Source organism: Roseobacter phycocola (assembly GCF_042055075.2).
Lineage (GTDB): Bacteria > Pseudomonadota > Alphaproteobacteria > Rhodobacterales > Rhodobacteraceae > Roseobacter.
On sequence record NZ_CP194010.1, the window covers coordinates 1,129,994 to 1,145,025 of the forward strand.

Annotated in this window: 17 protein-coding genes; 11 read left to right on the top strand and 6 right to left on the bottom strand. The window is 60.8% G+C overall.

Features of this window, described 5'->3' with window-relative positions; all coding sequences use genetic code 11:
• Positions 1-123 precede the first annotated feature (123 nt).
• The 3 genes from AB4K19_RS05495 (at position 124) to coaD (ending at position 2,114) form a co-directional block, all read left to right on the top strand.
• The gene (locus tag AB4K19_RS05495; RefSeq protein WP_375227450.1) at positions 124-1,020 is read left to right on the top strand and encodes a LysR family transcriptional regulator; all 897 of its coding nucleotides are present in this window, start codon (positions 124-126) and stop codon (positions 1,018-1,020) included.
• A 61-nt stretch (positions 1,021-1,081) separates the two neighbouring features.
• Positions 1,082-1,516 (top strand): CBS domain-containing protein, encoded by a 435-nt coding sequence (locus AB4K19_RS05500; RefSeq protein ID WP_375227451.1) that lies wholly within the window; start codon positions 1,082-1,084, stop codon positions 1,514-1,516.
• 100 nt (positions 1,517-1,616) lie between these two features.
• Positions 1,617-2,114 (top strand): pantetheine-phosphate adenylyltransferase, encoded by a 498-nt coding sequence (gene coaD / locus AB4K19_RS05505; protein ID WP_375227452.1) that lies wholly within the window; start codon positions 1,617-1,619, stop codon positions 2,112-2,114.
• A 3-nt stretch (positions 2,115-2,117) separates the two neighbouring features.
• On the opposite strand, the gene gap (AB4K19_RS05510) is transcribed toward coaD, so the two are convergent.
• The 3 genes from gap (AB4K19_RS05510) to gap (AB4K19_RS05520) form a co-directional block, all read right to left on the bottom strand.
• Positions 2,118-3,122 carry a type I glyceraldehyde-3-phosphate dehydrogenase gene (gene gap / locus AB4K19_RS05510; protein WP_436399291.1) on the bottom strand — a complete coding sequence of 335 codons (1,005 nt, stop codon included), beginning with the start codon at positions 3,120-3,122 and terminating at the stop codon, positions 2,118-2,120.
• 37 nt (positions 3,123-3,159) lie between these two features.
• Positions 3,160-3,303, bottom strand: coding sequence for a hypothetical protein (locus AB4K19_RS05515; RefSeq protein ID WP_375227455.1), 144 nt, complete (start codon positions 3,301-3,303; stop codon positions 3,160-3,162).
• Between the two features lie 87 nt (positions 3,304-3,390).
• Entirely contained in the window at positions 3,391-4,392 is a 1,002-nt protein-coding gene (gene gap, locus AB4K19_RS05520) for a type I glyceraldehyde-3-phosphate dehydrogenase (RefSeq protein ID WP_375227456.1), read from the bottom strand.
• A gap of 247 nt (positions 4,393-4,639) precedes the next feature.
• On the opposite strand from gap (AB4K19_RS05520), the gene AB4K19_RS05525 reads away from it, so the two are divergent.
• Positions 4,640-5,584, top strand: a complete 945-nt coding sequence (locus tag AB4K19_RS05525; protein ID WP_375227457.1) for a DUF808 domain-containing protein — start codon at positions 4,640-4,642, stop codon at positions 5,582-5,584.
• Between the two features lie 37 nt (positions 5,585-5,621).
• Here AB4K19_RS05525 and tkt read toward each other — a convergent pair whose 3' ends face one another.
• On the bottom strand, positions 5,622-7,667 hold the full coding sequence (gene tkt / locus AB4K19_RS05530) for a transketolase (protein ID WP_375227458.1): 2,046 nt from the start codon (positions 7,665-7,667) through the stop codon (positions 5,622-5,624).
• Positions 7,668-7,939: 272 nt separating this feature from the next.
• Here tkt and AB4K19_RS05535 point away from each other — a divergent pair, with 272 nt between their 5' ends.
• From AB4K19_RS05535 to AB4K19_RS05545, 3 genes are read left to right on the top strand one after another with little or no spacing between them, the layout of a single operon-like run.
• Entirely contained in the window at positions 7,940-8,422 is a 483-nt protein-coding gene (locus tag AB4K19_RS05535) for a hypothetical protein (protein ID WP_375227459.1), read from the top strand.
• Positions 8,422-8,814, top strand: a complete 393-nt coding sequence (locus tag AB4K19_RS05540) for a cell division protein ZapA (protein ID WP_375227460.1) — start codon at positions 8,422-8,424, stop codon at positions 8,812-8,814. The genes AB4K19_RS05535 and AB4K19_RS05540 overlap by 1 nt, the downstream gene beginning before the upstream one ends.
• Positions 8,814-9,140 (top strand): MliC family protein, encoded by a 327-nt coding sequence (locus tag AB4K19_RS05545; RefSeq protein ID WP_436399528.1) that lies wholly within the window; start codon positions 8,814-8,816, stop codon positions 9,138-9,140. The genes AB4K19_RS05540 and AB4K19_RS05545 overlap by 1 nt, the downstream gene beginning before the upstream one ends.
• On the opposite strand, the gene grxD is transcribed toward AB4K19_RS05545, so the two are convergent.
• Both grxD and AB4K19_RS05555 read right to left on the bottom strand, forming a co-directional pair.
• Positions 9,141-9,503: a Grx4 family monothiol glutaredoxin gene (grxD, locus tag AB4K19_RS05550; RefSeq protein ID WP_375227461.1), complete on the bottom strand. Its 363-nt coding sequence runs from the start codon at positions 9,501-9,503 to the stop codon at positions 9,141-9,143.
• 54 nt (positions 9,504-9,557) lie between these two features.
• On the bottom strand, positions 9,558-9,794 hold the full coding sequence (locus tag AB4K19_RS05555) for a BolA/IbaG family iron-sulfur metabolism protein (RefSeq protein ID WP_375227462.1): 237 nt from the start codon (positions 9,792-9,794) through the stop codon (positions 9,558-9,560).
• Positions 9,795-9,953: 159 nt separating this feature from the next.
• On the opposite strand from AB4K19_RS05555, the gene AB4K19_RS05560 reads away from it, so the two are divergent.
• From AB4K19_RS05560 to AB4K19_RS05575, 4 genes are all read left to right on the top strand, one after another.
• Positions 9,954-10,922, top strand: a complete 969-nt coding sequence (locus tag AB4K19_RS05560) for an XdhC family protein (RefSeq protein WP_436399292.1) — start codon at positions 9,954-9,956, stop codon at positions 10,920-10,922.
• Complete coding sequence (locus AB4K19_RS05565; protein ID WP_436399293.1) at positions 10,919-11,923, top strand: molybdopterin-binding protein; 1,005 nt, start codon at positions 10,919-10,921, stop codon at positions 11,921-11,923. Before AB4K19_RS05560 ends, AB4K19_RS05565 begins: the two co-directional genes overlap by 4 nt.
• Positions 11,924-12,044: 121 nt before the next feature.
• Positions 12,045-12,530 carry a (2Fe-2S)-binding protein gene (locus tag AB4K19_RS05570; protein WP_375227464.1) on the top strand — a complete coding sequence of 162 codons (486 nt, stop codon included), beginning with the start codon at positions 12,045-12,047 and terminating at the stop codon, positions 12,528-12,530.
• An 87-nt stretch (positions 12,531-12,617) separates the two neighbouring features.
• Positions 12,618-14,981 (top strand): xanthine dehydrogenase family protein molybdopterin-binding subunit, encoded by a 2,364-nt coding sequence (locus AB4K19_RS05575; protein ID WP_375227465.1) that lies wholly within the window; start codon positions 12,618-12,620, stop codon positions 14,979-14,981.
• Positions 14,982-15,032: the final 51 nt, after the last annotated feature.

Here is a 15,032-nt window from a genome sequence, read left to right on the forward strand (position 1 = left end):
CTTTCTCCCAATGATCAGCCCGCGCGGGGTTCGCGCGTTTCCCCGGCACCTTAGTCTTGCAAAAAACGTGCATAAAGAGGAAAGGTGTCAGGATCGTTTTGCATTTTTGCAGGAGGTGCCCTGATGCAGGCCAACTGGGATGATCTGCGGCTGTTTCTCGCTGTTGCCCGCGAGCACAGCCTGTCGGGGGCCGGAAAAGTGCTGCGCCTTGATCCTGCAACCGTCGGTCGCCGTATGCAGCGGCTGGAGGAGGCGCTTCAGGCCACGCTCTTTGCCAAGTCCCAGACAGGTTATGCACTGACGGAGGCGGGTGCTGCGCTGCTGGTGCGTGCAGAAGCCGCAGAACAGGCCATGCGCGTCGCCGTCGCCGGACTGCCGGTCGAGGGCGAAGGGCTGCGTGGACAGATCCGGATCGGTGCGCCGGATGGCTGTGCGAATTACCTGCTGCCGCAGGTCTGTGCCGCAATTTCGGACGAAAACCCGGACCTGGACATCCAGATTGTTGCTTTGCCGCGGGTTTTTAATCTGTCCCGGCGGGAGGCAGATATGGCTATTGCTGTCAGCGCACCCGAGGCCGGGCGGCTCGTGGTCAAGAAGGTCACAGAATACCAGCTGCACCTGGCGGCCAGCGAAACCTATCTTGCGCAGCACCCGCCAATAGAAACGCCGGATGATCTGCAGGAGCACCGGCTTGTGGGCTACATTCAGGATATGATTTTCGACCGTGAGCTCGATTATCTCGACAGTGTCGGCATGGTACGCGTCCCGCTTGCGTCCAATTCTGTGTCCGTTCAGGTGAACTGGCTGCGCCAGGGAGGCGGGATTGGTATCGCGCACGACTTTTCACTGCCGGCCACGCCAGGTCTGCGTCGGGTGCTGACGGATCACATCAGCCTATCCCGGTCGTTTTACCTGATCCGTCACGCTGATGACCGCCACAACGCGCGGTTGAGCCGTTTTGCCGAGGCTCTGAGCAGCGGTTTACGGGCTGAAGTTGCCCGGCTGGAAGCCTGCGCTTGACAGAATGCGCCTTTGCGGTGACGCTGAAGCTGTTCACAGATACGTTACAGCGAGGTGCGTTATGCTTGTCTCCCAGATCCTTAAAACCAAGTCGTTGCAGGATGTTGTGACGGTCCCGCCCAGCATGCTGGTGTCTGAAGCAGCGCGGATTCTGTCCGAAAAACGCATTGGTACGGTGATCGTTTCCAAAAATGGCAAGGTCGCTGACGGTATTCTGTCAGAGCGCGATATCGTGCGCGAAATAGGTGCTCGCGGGGCGGGCTGCCTTGCACATACGGTGGATACACTGATGACGTCCAAGCTGGTGACCTGTCACAGTGATGATCAGGCGGATGCAGTTCTCAAGCAAATGACAGACGGACGGTTCCGCCACATGCCGGTGGTTGAAGAGGGCGAACTGCGGGGGCTGATCTCTCTTGGGGATGTGGTCAAGGCGCGGCTGATGGAACTGGCCATGGAAAAAGATGCGCTTGAAGGGATGATCATGGGGCACTGATCCCCTGTCGGATCGTCTGTCGGGAATTTCCCTGTGCAGGCTTGCCTTTCTGCAGCATTAATGATGCTTTACCGCGACGACCCGAAGACTGGAGAGCGTGATGCGCGTAGGCCTGTATCCCGGCACATTTGATCCGATCACGCTTGGCCATCTTGATATCATCCGGCGAGCGTCTGTGCTCCTTGACCGGCTGGTGATCGGTGTTGCCATCAATCGTGACAAAGGCCCGTTGTTCAGTCTTGAGGAACGTGTGGCGATGGTCGAGGCCGAATGCGCGCAGCTGTCGGCTCAGACCGGAATGGAGATCGTTGCCCATCCGTTCGAGAACCTGTTGATTGACTGCGCACGTGACGTTGGCGCTCAGGTCATTGTCCGGGGGCTGCGCGCTGTGGCCGATTTTGAATATGAATACCAGATGGTGGGCATGAACCGGCAACTTGATGACGGCATTGAAACCGTGTTTCTGATGGCCGAGGCAGAGCATCAGGCCATCGCGAGCAAACTGGTCAAGGAAATCGCGCGTCTCGGCGGCGATGTCAGCAAATTCGTAACACCGCCGGTGCGCGCGCAACTGCTGGCCAAGCTCGGACGCGACTGACGGTCAGCGGCCCTGCCAGCCCACAACGCCGATCATGTCGCGCAGCCGGCAGGAAAATCCCCATTCATTGTCATACCAGGCGAGCACGCGGACCAGTGTGTCGCTTTGTACGCGCGTCTGATCTGTCGCGAAAATGGCGCTGTGCGGGTCGCGGGCAAAGTCGCGGGAGACCAGTTTGCGCTCGGTGATACCGATGATGCCTTTCATCGGACCCGCGGCGGCGGCGCGCATTGCGTCATTCACCATATCCGGGGTCACCGGGCGTGACACGTCGACAGACAGGTCTATGCAGGAGACATTGGGCGCGGGCACGCGGATCGCCTGGCCGGTGATAAGCCCGTCCAGTTCGGGGATCACCAGTCCCATGGTTTCGGCAGCCCCGGTCGACGTGGGGATCATTGAAAGCCCGGCCGCACGACCCCGGTAAAGGTCTGCGTGCGGCGCATCATGCACCGGCTGGGATGTGGTATAGCAGTGCACCGTGGTCATCATGCCGCGCGTAATGCCAAAGGCATCGTGCAGCACGCGGGCAACGGGCGCCAGACAGTTCGTCGTGCAGGACCCGTTGGAGATCAGGCGATCCTGCGGTGTGATTTTGTCGTGATTGACACCGTACACCACCGTGGGGCCATCGCCTTTGGCGGGGGCCGACAACAATACGCGGCCGGATCCGTTCCGGAAGTGGCGTTCGGCATCAGCGATACGGGTAAAATGCCCGCTGCATTCCAGTGCCAGATCCACATCGCTCCAGGGCAGATCAGCGGGGTCCTGGTACCCTGTCAGCCGGACCGGGCCGCGCCCGAAGGAAATCATCCCGCCCTCAAGCGTGACAGGATGCGGGAAGCGCCCGTGCACAGAGTCAAATTCGAGCAGATGAGCCAGAGCCTCAGCCGGGGCAGGGTCATTGATGGCCACAACCTCAATGTCATCCGCGCCAGTTTCCGCGAGAACACGCAGCAGCGTACGTCCGATACGGCCAAACCCGTTAATTCCGATCCTGATGGTCATGTGGCCTCCTCAGCTGCCCGGCTTCGCACGCCTGGCGTCACCGCCAGAAGGCCATCCATTCAATCAGTTCAAGCAGCCTGCGCCCCAGAAACAGCAACACCTGGCCATTGTTCAGCGTCAGATCGAGCGCGCAGAGCGCAGCGATGACGATGCCCAGAACAACAGCAATTCGGTTGGTCATATCGGTCTCTCAACAGGCAATAGTCAGCAGCCGGAACTGCTGACCTCCTGTGGTCCGTATGACACCCGTTTCCCGGGCGGGCAAGGGTCAGCCGAGGCGGCCCATTGTGGCGGCAACGTCCGCCATGCGCGCTGAGAAGGCCCATTCATTGTCGTACCAGGCCAGCACACGGACGGTGCGTCCGCCGACGACCTTGGTTTGTTCCGGCGCCACGATGCTGCTGTGCTCTGTGTGGTTGAAGTCCACAGAGACCTTGGCCTCAGGATCATAGGCCAGAACGCGCGACATATGCCCGCTGGCGGCGGCCTCAAGGGCGGCGTTCACTTCTTCGACCGTGACGTCGCGCGCAGCTTCAAAGGTCAGATCCACTGCGGACACATTTGGCGTCGGAACGCGCATCGCTGTGCCATCCAGTTTGCCAGCAAGGTTCGGCAGAACTTCGCCCAGAGCCTTGGCCGCGCCGGTGGATGTCGGGATGATTGCCATAGCGGCGGCGCGCGCGCGGTAGAGATCGCTGTGGCGGCGGTCCAGCGTTGGCTGATCGCCGGTGTAGGAGTGGATGGTCGTCATCACGCCGCGTTCGATACCGATTGCTTCGTCGAGGACCTTCGCCAGTGGTGCAAGGCAGTTCGTGGTGCAGGACCCGTTGGAGACAACCGCATCAGACGCGATCATATCCCGGTGGTTCACACCGAACACAACGGTACGGTCCACGTTTTTGGCGGGGGCAGAGATCAGCACACGCCCGGCACCGCGATCGATGTGCGTGCGTGCTTTTTCACCGTCATTGAACTGGCCGGTGCATTCCAGAACGACGTCCACGCCGTCCCAGTCCAGCTCATTCAGATCATAGCTCGACATCATCCGGATCGGCCCGCGGCCAAGGTCCATTGTGTTGGCGCCGGTGACGATTTCGCCGGGGTAGCGCCCGTGCACGGAATCGTATTTCAGGAGGTGTGCGGCGGTTTCAACCGGCCCTGTGGCATTCATGGCAACAACGCTGATGTCGTTGCGGCCCGAACTGACGATATGTGACAGCGTGCAGCGGCCAATCCGGCCGAACCCGTTGATACCCACTCTGATGGTCATAATCCACTCTCCGCCCTTGGTGTACCTTCGTATTCCCTGCTGTGCGTATAGCCGGGGCGGTCTGCGCGGGGAACGATAAAAACGTCCTGATTTCCGTATGTTAGCGTTAAAATTCATGTTAGCGATAACCGCCGGGCGCATATTCTGCTGTTCCGTGGACAAAAACGGTATTTACAGCGTTTGTTGACCTGTGCGCATAAATGATCCGCGGCTGCTTTTGGCTGCTTTGGTTAAGGGAACGGGCATAATGAGTGGTCTTCTTGCGCTTCTGGACGACGTGGCAGCGATAGCAAAGGTTGCGGCGGCATCGGTCGATGATGTGGTCGGGCAGGCGGCCAAGGCAGGCTCCAAAGTCGCGGGTGTGGTGATCGACGACGCTGCGGTCACGCCGAAATATGTCACCGGGTTTGAGCCAAAGCGCGAGTTGCCGATCATCTGGAAGATCACACGCGGATCGCTGTTCAACAAAATGGTGGTGCTGCTGCCGGCATTGTTGCTGCTGAACGCCTTTGCGCCCTGGGTGATCACGCCGCTGCTGATGCTGGGCGGGGCTTACCTGTGCTTCGAAGGGGCCGAGAAAGTGTATCACTGGCTCTGGCCGCACGGGGACAAGCACGTCGAAAAGGACATGTCTGTCGGTGATCCTGTTCATCTGGAAGAGACACGTGTCAAAGGGGCGATCAAGACAGACTTCATCCTGTCGGCCGAGATCATGACCATCATCCTGTCCAATATCGAGGCGAACAGTTTCTGGTTCGAGGCGGCGACACTTGCCTTTGCCGGTATCGCTGTGACCGTGCTGGTCTACGGGACGGTCGCGCTGATCGTGAAAATGGACGATATTGGTGTCTGGTGGGCGGCGAATGGTGTGACAGGTGCGGGCAGGGCCATGGGGCGCGGTCTGGTGCATGGCATGCCGGTGCTGCTTAAAGTGCTGACGGTGATCGGGACGGCGGCGATGCTGTGGGTTGGCGGCTCGATCATCATTCACGGGCTCAAGGCGCTGGGAATGCCAGGGATCTATGATGCCATCCACCATCTGGCCGTGGCGGTTGCCGGTGGCAGCGGATTTGGCGAATGGGCGGTTACGGCGCTCGTGGACGGGGTATTCGGCATTGTCCTCGGGATGCTGCTGATCCCGGTGGTCACGCGCGTCATCGGCCCCATGGTGCAAAAAATAACCGGCGCTTAGAGCGCCGGTCACTGAAGTCTTCAAAAAGGGCTGCGGATCAGGTGCGCGGATCCGGCTGCCATTTGCCGTCCAGAAGGTCGCGGACTTTCTGCGCAGTGGCTTCGGCGGTGATGCCAAATTCCTGATAGAGTGTGCCCGCCGGCGCAGAGGCACCAAAGTCGTGCATGCCGACAAAGCCGGATTTTTCGCGTCTGCCGCGCTCGCCGAACAGCCATCGGTCCCAGCCGAACCGCACGCCAGCCTCGATTGCCACTCGGACCGGACCGCCGGGCAGAACCCGCTTGCGGTAGGCTTCGTCCTGCTCTTCGAAGAGCTCCCAGCAGGGCATGGAAACCACGCGTGTCCCAATGCCTTCGGCCTGCAGAATGTCACGTGCGGCAAGCGCGATTTCGACCTCTGAACCGGTTGCCATCAGAATGGCGCGGCGTTTGCCCTCGGCGTCCGCCAGAACGTAAGCACCCTGAGCTGTCAGGTTCTTGTTCTTGTGTTCGGTGCGTACGGTCGGAAGGCCCTGGCGGGTCAGCGACAGAACCGAGGGCGTCTGTTTCTGTGTCAGTGCCAGTTCCCAGCTTTCGGCTGTCTCAATGGTGTCGGCAGGGCGGAACACATATGTGTTCGGCGTCGCCCGGCTGATTGCGAGATGTTCAACCGGCTGGTGGGTCGGGCCGTCTTCGCCCAGACCGATACTGTCATGCGTCATCACGAAAACCGTGGGGATTTTCATCAGAGCCGCCAGACGCATTGCGGGGCGCGCATAGTCAGTGAAACACATGAACGTACCGCCATAAGGACGGACACCGCCGTGCAGCGCCATGCCGTTCATTGCGGAGGCCATACCATGTTCGCGGATGCCCCAGTACACATAGCGGCCATCGCGGCTGTCCACATCGAATACGCCCAGATCGCTGGTCTTGGTGTTGTTGGAGCCGGTGAGGTCGGCCGAGCCGCCCACAGTTTCCGGCATCACCGGGTTGATGACTTCCAGAACTTTTTCCGAACTCGCTCGGGTGGCGAGTTTGGGCGCGGCCTCAGACATCTGTTTCTTGAAGGCCTTGACCGTAGCGCTCAGTTTTTTCGGCGCCTCCAGCGCATAGGCACGGTTGAAGGTTTCGCGTTTGCCACGGGGCATTTTGTCGAAACGTTCTTCCCAGGCGCGTCGGGCGTCGACACCGCGGGCACCGATCGCTTCCCACGCGGATTTTACGTCTGCCGGCACTTCGAACGGGCCGGTTTTCCAACCCCATGCTGCTTTGGCTTCGGCGTTCTGATCTGCGTTGGTCAGCGCGCCGTGGCCTTTTGACGTGTCCTGTGCGGCATGTCCCAGCGCGATGTGGGTTTTGCATGCAATCATCGTCGGCTGATCGCTTTTCTTTGCTGTCGTCAGAGCCGCGTCAATTTCATCCGGGTTGTGGCCATCAATTTCAATCACTTCCCAGCCGGCTGACCGGAAGCGGCCGACCTGGTCAGTGCGGTCGGACAGGGTGACGGGGCCGTCAATGGTGATGTTGTTGTTGTCCCAGAGCACGATCAGTTTGCTCAGCTGGTGCCGTCCGGCGAGCGTGATAGCTTCCTGGCTCACGCCTTCCATCAGACAGCCATCGCCCGCGATGACATAGGTGTGGTGATCCACAACCTTTTTGCCATAGGTCGCACGCTGAATCTCTTCGGCCATCGCGAAACCAATGGAATTTGCGATACCCTGACCCAGCGGGCCGGTGGTTGTCTCAATACCCTTCGCATGACCATATTCCGGGTGGCCGGCGGTGATCGCACCCCACTGGCGGAAGTTTTTGACCTGCTCCAGGGTCATGTCCTCATAGCCAGTCAGGTGCAGCAGCGCATAAAGCAGCATTGAGCCGTGGCCTGCGGACAGGATGAAACGGTCGCGGTCCGGCCAGTCAGGGTTCGAGGCATCAAACTTAAGGTGTTTTTCGAACAGTACGGTCGCCACATCGGCCATCCCGATCGGCATGCCGGAGTGACCGGAATTCGCTGCGGCAACTGCGTCGAGGGCAAGGGCACGGATAGCGGTTGCTTTGGACCAGTGGTCCGGATGCGCGGCGGCGAGAGCTTTGAGATCCACGGGATCAGTCATCCTTTTTCGGCTGTGCGGCCCGTCAGGAGCCGCGATCAGTGTCTGCGTCAGGGCGCTGCATATCAGTCACCCCGCAAAGATCAAGTAGGCGGGACAGGCGCGCAGGCGCCGGAACTTGAAGAAGGCCGCGCAAGTCGCTGATACTGCTGAACGGCGCATTTGTTGTGCTGCGCTGTTGCGGGTACGGTTAACCATGATTTCAGCGATTCGGCCCCGGTTTTTCAGGGTTTGGGGCGGTTTCGGAAGGGGTATAGACAGGCATGAGTGAGATTGACGAACTTCAGCGGCGCATAATGTCGGCGATGGACCGTGTGGCGCAGGGGCTGGACGGGCTGAATGCCGCCGATCCGGCAGAGGCGGATGCGCTCCGCCAGGAGCTGGCGGACGAGAAATCGATCAACGCGGATCTGAAAGAGCGGATTGAGGCTTTGGGTGCGCAGCACGAGAAAATTCTGCACGATGCCGAAAGCCGCGTGGCCGCCAAGATGGCAGACCTGGACAGCCAGCTGCAGAAACTGCGGACCATCAACAAACAATTGTCCGAAGCCTGTGATGCCCTGCGTGCCGCAAATGCCGAAGGTGTCGGGGACCCGGAGCTGATTAACAGTTCAATGATGACTGAGCTGGAGGCGATCCGCGCGATGCGCAGTGCAGAGATGGCAGAGGCGGGCGAGATCATTGCCGCACTGACACCGCTGCTAGAACAGGCCGCGGCATCAGGTGAAAACGGGGGAGTGCAGTAATGCCGGAAGTCACAATCACCATCGGCGGCCGCGGTTTTGAGGTCGCCTGTCAGGAAGGCGAAGAGCATTACCTGCACACTGCGGCGAAACTGCTGGATGACGAGGCGCAGATCCTGGCAGATCAGGTCGGGCGGATGCCAGAGGCGCGGATGCTGCTGATGGCTGGTCTTATGCTGGCGGACAAAACGGCAAGCGTTGAGGAGCGTGTCGCCGAGGTTCAGGCAAAGCTGAACGAAAAGGACACCGAGATTGCGGCCCTGCGGGAAGCTGCGGCGGAGCCGGAGCGGATTGAGGTGCCCGTCGTGCCGGCCGCTGTGACAGATACGCTTGCCGAACTGGCCGCGCGGGCCGAGGCCATTGCCGAAGCGGTGGACGAGAAGAAACGCGCGTGATGCGCAGCCTTGCGGCCGTTCTTGCCATGGCTGGATCGCCGCTGCTCGCCGGAACGCCCGTTATCTATGACTGCGCCGATGCCGCGATGGTTGTTGTCATTTATGACGAAAAGAACAGGGCGACTGTTCTCCTGAACGATGCGCACTTCAATATGACAGCAACGGTATCCGCCTCCGGTGCGCAATACCGCGCCCGGATGGGCGATGTGCTGGCTGTCTGGTGGTCAAAAGGGGATCAAGGGCTTCTGATTTTCGAAGACGCGGGCGGGCGCGAACTGTCGCGCCTCGCCGGACGATGTGTGGCGCGCCCGGGCGCGCAGCCCTGATCAGCCGTTTGCTTCGCGGATTTTGTCCGCAGCGTCCTTGTCAAAGCCAACACCGTTGTCTTCGAAAAGCGTGTCCAGCTCGCCCGAAAGGGTCATTTCGGTGATGATATCGCAGCCACCAACGAATTCGCCTTTGACGTAAAGCTGCGGGATAGTGGGCCAGTCGGAAAAATCCTTGATGCCCTGGCGAATTCCTTCGTCGGCCAGAACGTTTACGTCAGAATACTGGACACCCATATAGTTCAGCACGCCGGCTACGCGACTGGAGAACCCGCACTGCGGCATCTCCTTGGTGCCTTTCATAAAGAGCACCACGTCGTTCGCGGTAATGGTATCCTGAATCTGTGTGTTTGCGTCAGTCATTGAACTCATCCTTCAGATGTCGGTGCCCTGCGGGCAGGTGTCTGTTGCGCGGCGTCAGTCCGGCGCCTTGGTCGTCAGCGCCAGGGCATGCAGCTCTCCGTGAGAGCCGTCCATTTTGCCTTTCAGGGCCGCATAAACTGCGCGCTGCTGCTGGACGCGGTTCTTGCCGCGAAAGCTTTCGTCGACGACCATTGCGGACATATGAACGCCGTCATCGCCCTCGACACGGATCTGCGCATCCGGAAAAGTCTGGCGCAGAAGGTCCTCGATTTCATTGGCTTGCATCGGCATGATGTTGCTCCCGTCCGTCTTTGATCCAGATGTAGTCGGGCCCGGGTCCGGGGACAAGGGCCAGAATTGCGCAAAAATCGGCGCGGGTATGGTGACCGGTCCCGTTTTCGGGCAGACATCACGCGGCGGCTGTTTCATAGTCTGCACGGGAGGTGCACCATGGACATTTCAGACAATGCACCGGAGCTGGCGCTGTCCTGGCATGAAGCGGGCCGGGGCGCGGTCCTGGCCACGGTGGTTGAAACATGGGGGTCTGCGCCGCGCCGCACGGGCGCGCAGCTTGTGATTGATGGCGAGGGCAATATGGAAGGCTCTGTTTCGGGCGGATGCGTCGAGGGGGCTGTGGTCCTCGAGGCAATGGATGCGCTGGAGAAGGGCGAGGAGCGGCTGCTGGAATATGGTGTCAGCGATGGCGACGCCTTTGCTGTTGGGCTGGCCTGCGGCGGCACAATCCGCATCCTGGTGGAACCGGTCGGTGCGGTGATGCCCGATGACCTTTTGCGGGATCTGGTGGCCGCCCGGGCGGCACAGAAACCTGTCGCTTATGAGGTCTATCCCGGTCAGAACAGACGCCAGCTGGTCACAGGGACTTACGCAGACCGTTTTGCGATGGACCGCTCTGGGTTTGAGCCGGAAGATGGTCCCTTTGTTGCGGTTCACAATCCGCCGCTCCGGCTGGTCATTGTTGGCGCGGTTCATATTGCGCAGGCGCTGGTGCCGATGGCGCGTCTCGCGGGATATGACCCGGTGGTCGTCGATCCGCGCGGCGCCTTTGGTTCTGAGGCGCGGTTTCCGGGCACGCGCGTGGTGGCGGAATGGCCGGACGAAGCGCTGGAGCAGATTGGCCTGCACAGCCGGACGGCAGTTATATTGCTGACCCACGATCCGAAACTGGATGACCCGGCGCTGCATCTTGCCCTGCAATCCCCGTGTTTCTACATCGGCGCTCTGGGATCAAAACGTACCCATGCTGCCCGTGTGGCCCGGCTGGAAGAGGCTGGGTTCACGGAGGATCAGATCGCGCGTATCCACGGACCGGTCGGGCTGGACATCGGCGCGTCCGGCCCGCCGGAGATCGCGGTTTCAGTGATGGCTGAGATGACGCGCGTGCTGAGACGCGGTTCATGATTTTCGGCCCGGTTCTGGTCGATGCGGCCGAAGGAACAATCCTGGCGCATTCCGTCGGGCTGGGCGGTCGCGCGCGGCTGCGCAAGGGCAGGGTTCTGGACGCAGAGGATATTACACGCCTGAAAGATGCAGGCATCGCCACTGTGGTTGCCGCACAACCCGAGCCCGGCGACGTGACAGAGAACGATGCCGCCGCGCGCCTTGCGGCAGCGCTGGTTCCTGACGCAAAGGCGGCCGGTCTGACCCTGACAGAGCCCTTCACCGGTCGCGTCAATCTGCTGGCACAGGGACCTGGTGTTGTGGTTCTGGATGCAGAGGCTGTCGAAGCGGCCAACCGGATCCATCCCATGATCACGGTCGCCACGGTGCCACCGTTTCAGCAGATGCAGACGCGCGGCATGGTCGCCACGATCAAGATCATTTCCTATGCGGTGCCCGGGGATGCCCTGGCGGCTGCCTGTGATGCCGCAGCATCCGCGATCCGGATGGCAACGCCTGTTCTGCAGAACGTCCGCCTCATCGTAACGGATACGCCGGGTGGTGCCGGACTAAAGGGCGTTGAGGCGATTGCTGCCCGAGTTGCGGCGTTTAACCTGACCCTGCCGGAGCCGGTCGTGGTGCCGCATGAGACCGGCGCTCTGGCCCGTGCACTGCAGGAAACGACCGCCGATCTGGTTATGATCCTGACAGCCTCCGCCACGTCTGACCCGCATGATACGGCGCCGGAGGCGGTCCGCGCAGCAGGTGGGCAGGTGGAACGGTTCGGTATGCCCGTTGATCCGGGAAATCTGTTGTTTATCGGCGCAATCAGTGAAACATCCGTTATCGGACTGCCGGGATGCGCCCGGGCACCGGCTCTCAACGGGGCGGACTGGGTGTTGTCACGGCTGATCTGCGGTGTGCCCGTCAGTGCCGGCGACATCGCGGGCATGGGCGTTGGCGGCCTGCTCAAAGAGATCCCGTCGCGGCCGCAGCCAAGAGCGGGAAAACGCGCGATCTGAACCTGCGGTATACTGCTACTTTGTGCAGCGTGCTGAAAGGAATGAAATTTCCTGTTCTCAACGCAACCCTGCCGTGCTTAACTCCCCTCAGAAACCAACAAAAGTTTTCAGGGAGGAAACCATGGCACAGGTCTCAATGACCGTGAACGGGAAGGCCGCGTCCGGCGAAGTGGAAGGGCGCACGCTGCTGTCGTCGTTCCTGCGGGATACGCTCCAGCTCACGGGTACCCATGTCGGATGCGATACCAGTCAGTGCGGCGCCTGCGTGGTGCACGTCAACGGCGAGGCGGTCAAAGCCTGTACGATGCTGGCGGCAGAGGCAGCGGACGCAGAGGTGACCACAATCGAAGGTATGGCCAATGCGGATGGGTCCCTGAACGTCATCCAGCAGGCATTCCAGGACCACCACGGTCTGCAGTGTGGTTTCTGCACGCCCGGTATGGTGATGTCGGCCGCCGCTCTGCTCAAGGAAAACCCGACGCCGTCAGAAACGGAAGTCCGCGAGTATCTTGAGGGCAATATCTGCCGCTGCACCGGCTACCATAACATCGTCAAGGCGATCATGGCGGCGTCCGGTCAGGACGTGAGTCAGGTTGCTGCCGAATAAAGCGTAACAGAGGGCAGCCTGTGGCAATGCTGCAGGCGGAAAAGCCCCGGGCGGACCAGGTCCGCTGCAATTCCAGGGAGGAATGACATGCCGAAAGACAGTGGCATTGGCGCAAGCTCAAAGCGCCGAGAGGACGTCCGGTTTCTGACAGGGGCCGGCAATTATACAGATGACATCAACATCCACGGACAGGCGCATGTTTACTTTCTGCGCTCTGACATGGCGCATGGCACGATCAACAGCGTAGATACATCGGCTGCTGAGGCGATGCCGGGTGTTGTGAAAATCTTCACCGGTGCAGATTTCGAGGCCGTCGGCGGCATGCCCTGTGGCTGGCAGGTCACCGATAAGCACGGCCAGCCGATGCAGGAGCCCAAGCACCCGGTTCTGGCGCATGGCAAGGTCCGCCATGTCGGAGAACCCATTGCCGCTGTTGTGGCGGACACGCTGGAACAGGCCCGCGATGCGGCTGAAGCCATTGATGTGGACATTTCCGAACTGCCGGCCGTTGTCGATATGAAGGCAGCTGTTGGTGACGGCGCCACAAAAGTACATGATGATCTGACGTCAAACCTTTGTTACGACTGGGGTTTTGTTGAGGAAAACAAAGCGGCGACGGATGCGGCTTTTGAGGCTGCCGCGCATGTTACGACGCTGGAGCTGGTTAACAATCGTCTGGTCGCAAACCCGATGGAGCCGCGCGTGGCTGTGGGCGATTATGCCCGCGGGACAGACGATCATACGCTGTATACCACCAGCCAGAACCCGCATGTGATCCGCCTGCTGATGGGCGCTTTCGTGCTGGGCATTCCTGAGCACAAGCTGCGGGTGGTGGCCCCCGATGTGGGCGGTGGTTTCGGCACCAAAATCTTCCACTATCAGGAAGAGGCTTTCTGCACCTTCGCCGCCAAAGCCTGTGGCCGCCCTGTCAAATGGACGTCGAGCCGGTCTGAGGCGTTTATGTCAGACGCCCACGGTCGGGATCACGTCACGAAGATCGAACTGGCGCTGGATGCGGACAACAATTTCACGGCACTGCGCACCGAGACTTTTGCCAATATGGGAGCCTACCTCTCAACGTTTGCACCCTCGGTGCCGACATGGCTGCACGGGACGCTGATGGCGGGCAATTATAAGACGCCGCTCATTTATGTGAACGTGAAAGCGGTCTTTACCAATACCGTGCCTGTGGATGCCTATCGCGGCGCGGGCCGGCCTGAGGCCACATTCCAGCTGGAGCGGGTGATCGACAAGGCAGCGCGTGAGCTTGGTGTTGATCCGATTGCGCTGCGCCGTCAGAACTTTGTGACTGAGTTCCCTTATGCCACGCCGGTGGCTGTCGAGTATGACACGGGGGACTACGTGGCCACGATGGATAAGCTCGAAGACATGGCCGACCTCAGTGGTTTTGAGGAACGGCGGCAGGCGTCTGAGGCCAAAGGCCGGCTGCGCGGGCTCGGCGTGAACTGCTATATTGAGGCCTGCGGTATTGCGCCGTCCAACCTTGTGGGGCAGCTCGGTGCACGGGCGGGGCTCTATGAGAGTGCCACTGTACGGGTGAATGCCACCGGTGGTCTGGTGGTCATGACCGGCAGCCACAGCCATGGGCAGGGTCACGAGACGGCCTTCCCGCAGGTGGTGGCCGACATGATCGGCATCGACGAGAGCATGGTCGAAATTGTGCACGGGGACACCTCGAACGCACCGATGGGCATGGGCACCTACGGGTCCCGTTCACTGGCTGTCGGGGGCTCCGCGATGGTGCGCGCGACCGAGAAGATCATCGCCAAAGCCAAAAAGATCGCCAGCCACATTCTGGAGGCCTCGGAGGCGGATATTGAGCTGAAAGACGGTGAATTCTCTGTTGCCGGTACGGACAAGTCCCTGGCGTGGGGTGATGTCTGCCTCGCAGCCTATGTTCCGCATAATTATCCGCTGGAAGATCTGGAGCCAGGGCTGGAGGAGACGGCCTTTTACGATCCGTCCAACTTTACCTATCCGGCAGGCGCCTATGCCTGTGAGGTCGAAGTGGATCCCGATACCGGCAAGGTGACGATCGAAGCCTTCACGGCGGTCGATGATTTCGGCAATGTCGTGAACCCCATGATCGTGACCGGTCAGGTCCACGGAGGGCTGGCGCAGGGTATTGGTCAGGCGCTTCTGGAGAACTGCGCCTATGACGAAAACGGCCAGCTGCTGAGCGCGTCCTATATGGATTATGCGATGCCGCGGGCTGATGACCTGCCGATGTTCGGGGTGGATCATTCGTGTCAGACGCCGTGCACGCACAACCCGCTGGGGGTTAAGGGCTGCGGCGAAGCCGGGGCCATCGGTTCGCCGCCGGCGGTGGTCAATGCGGTCGTTGATGCGCTGCAGTCGGCGGGTCGTGATGTGACGCATATTGATATGCCGCTCACACCGGCGCGTGTCTGGGCTGCGATGCAGAGCTGATCAGGACGGGGCGGGGGGCCAGCCCCCCGGCGGCCCGGGCCGGGCCGCGCC

Bases quoted from the DNA above. Each gene is read 5' to 3' on its own strand.
- AB4K19_RS05545 (WP_436399528.1), top strand. From the start codon at position 8,814: ATGCGCAGCCTTGCGGCCGTTCTTGCCATGGCTGGATCGCCGCTGCTC.
- AB4K19_RS05495 (WP_375227450.1), top strand. From the start codon at position 124: ATGCAGGCCAACTGGGATGATCTGCGGCTGTTTCTCGCTGTTGCCCGC.
- gap (WP_436399291.1), bottom strand. From the start codon at position 3,122: ATGACCATCAGGATCGGAATTAACGGGTTTGGCCGTATCGGACGTACG.
- AB4K19_RS05560 (WP_436399292.1), top strand. From the start codon at position 9,954: ATGGACATTTCAGACAATGCACCGGAGCTGGCGCTGTCCTGGCATGAA.
- AB4K19_RS05575 (WP_375227465.1), top strand. From the start codon at position 12,618: ATGCCGAAAGACAGTGGCATTGGCGCAAGCTCAAAGCGCCGAGAGGAC.
- AB4K19_RS05565 (WP_436399293.1), top strand. From the start codon at position 10,919: ATGATTTTCGGCCCGGTTCTGGTCGATGCGGCCGAAGGAACAATCCTG.
- coaD (WP_375227452.1), top strand. From the start codon at position 1,617: ATGCGCGTAGGCCTGTATCCCGGCACATTTGATCCGATCACGCTTGGC.
- AB4K19_RS05570 (WP_375227464.1), top strand. From the start codon at position 12,045: ATGGCACAGGTCTCAATGACCGTGAACGGGAAGGCCGCGTCCGGCGAA.
- AB4K19_RS05555 (WP_375227462.1), bottom strand. From the start codon at position 9,794: ATGCCGATGCAAGCCAATGAAATCGAGGACCTTCTGCGCCAGACTTTT.
- AB4K19_RS05525 (WP_375227457.1), top strand. From the start codon at position 4,640: ATGAGTGGTCTTCTTGCGCTTCTGGACGACGTGGCAGCGATAGCAAAG.
- AB4K19_RS05535 (WP_375227459.1), top strand. From the start codon at position 7,940: ATGAGTGAGATTGACGAACTTCAGCGGCGCATAATGTCGGCGATGGAC.
- AB4K19_RS05540 (WP_375227460.1), top strand. From the start codon at position 8,422: ATGCCGGAAGTCACAATCACCATCGGCGGCCGCGGTTTTGAGGTCGCC.
- AB4K19_RS05500 (WP_375227451.1), top strand. From the start codon at position 1,082: ATGCTTGTCTCCCAGATCCTTAAAACCAAGTCGTTGCAGGATGTTGTG.
- grxD (WP_375227461.1), bottom strand. From the start codon at position 9,503: ATGACTGACGCAAACACACAGATTCAGGATACCATTACCGCGAACGAC.
- gap (WP_375227456.1), bottom strand. From the start codon at position 4,392: ATGACCATCAGAGTGGGTATCAACGGGTTCGGCCGGATTGGCCGCTGC.
- AB4K19_RS05515 (WP_375227455.1), bottom strand. From the start codon at position 3,303: ATGACCAACCGAATTGCTGTTGTTCTGGGCATCGTCATCGCTGCGCTC.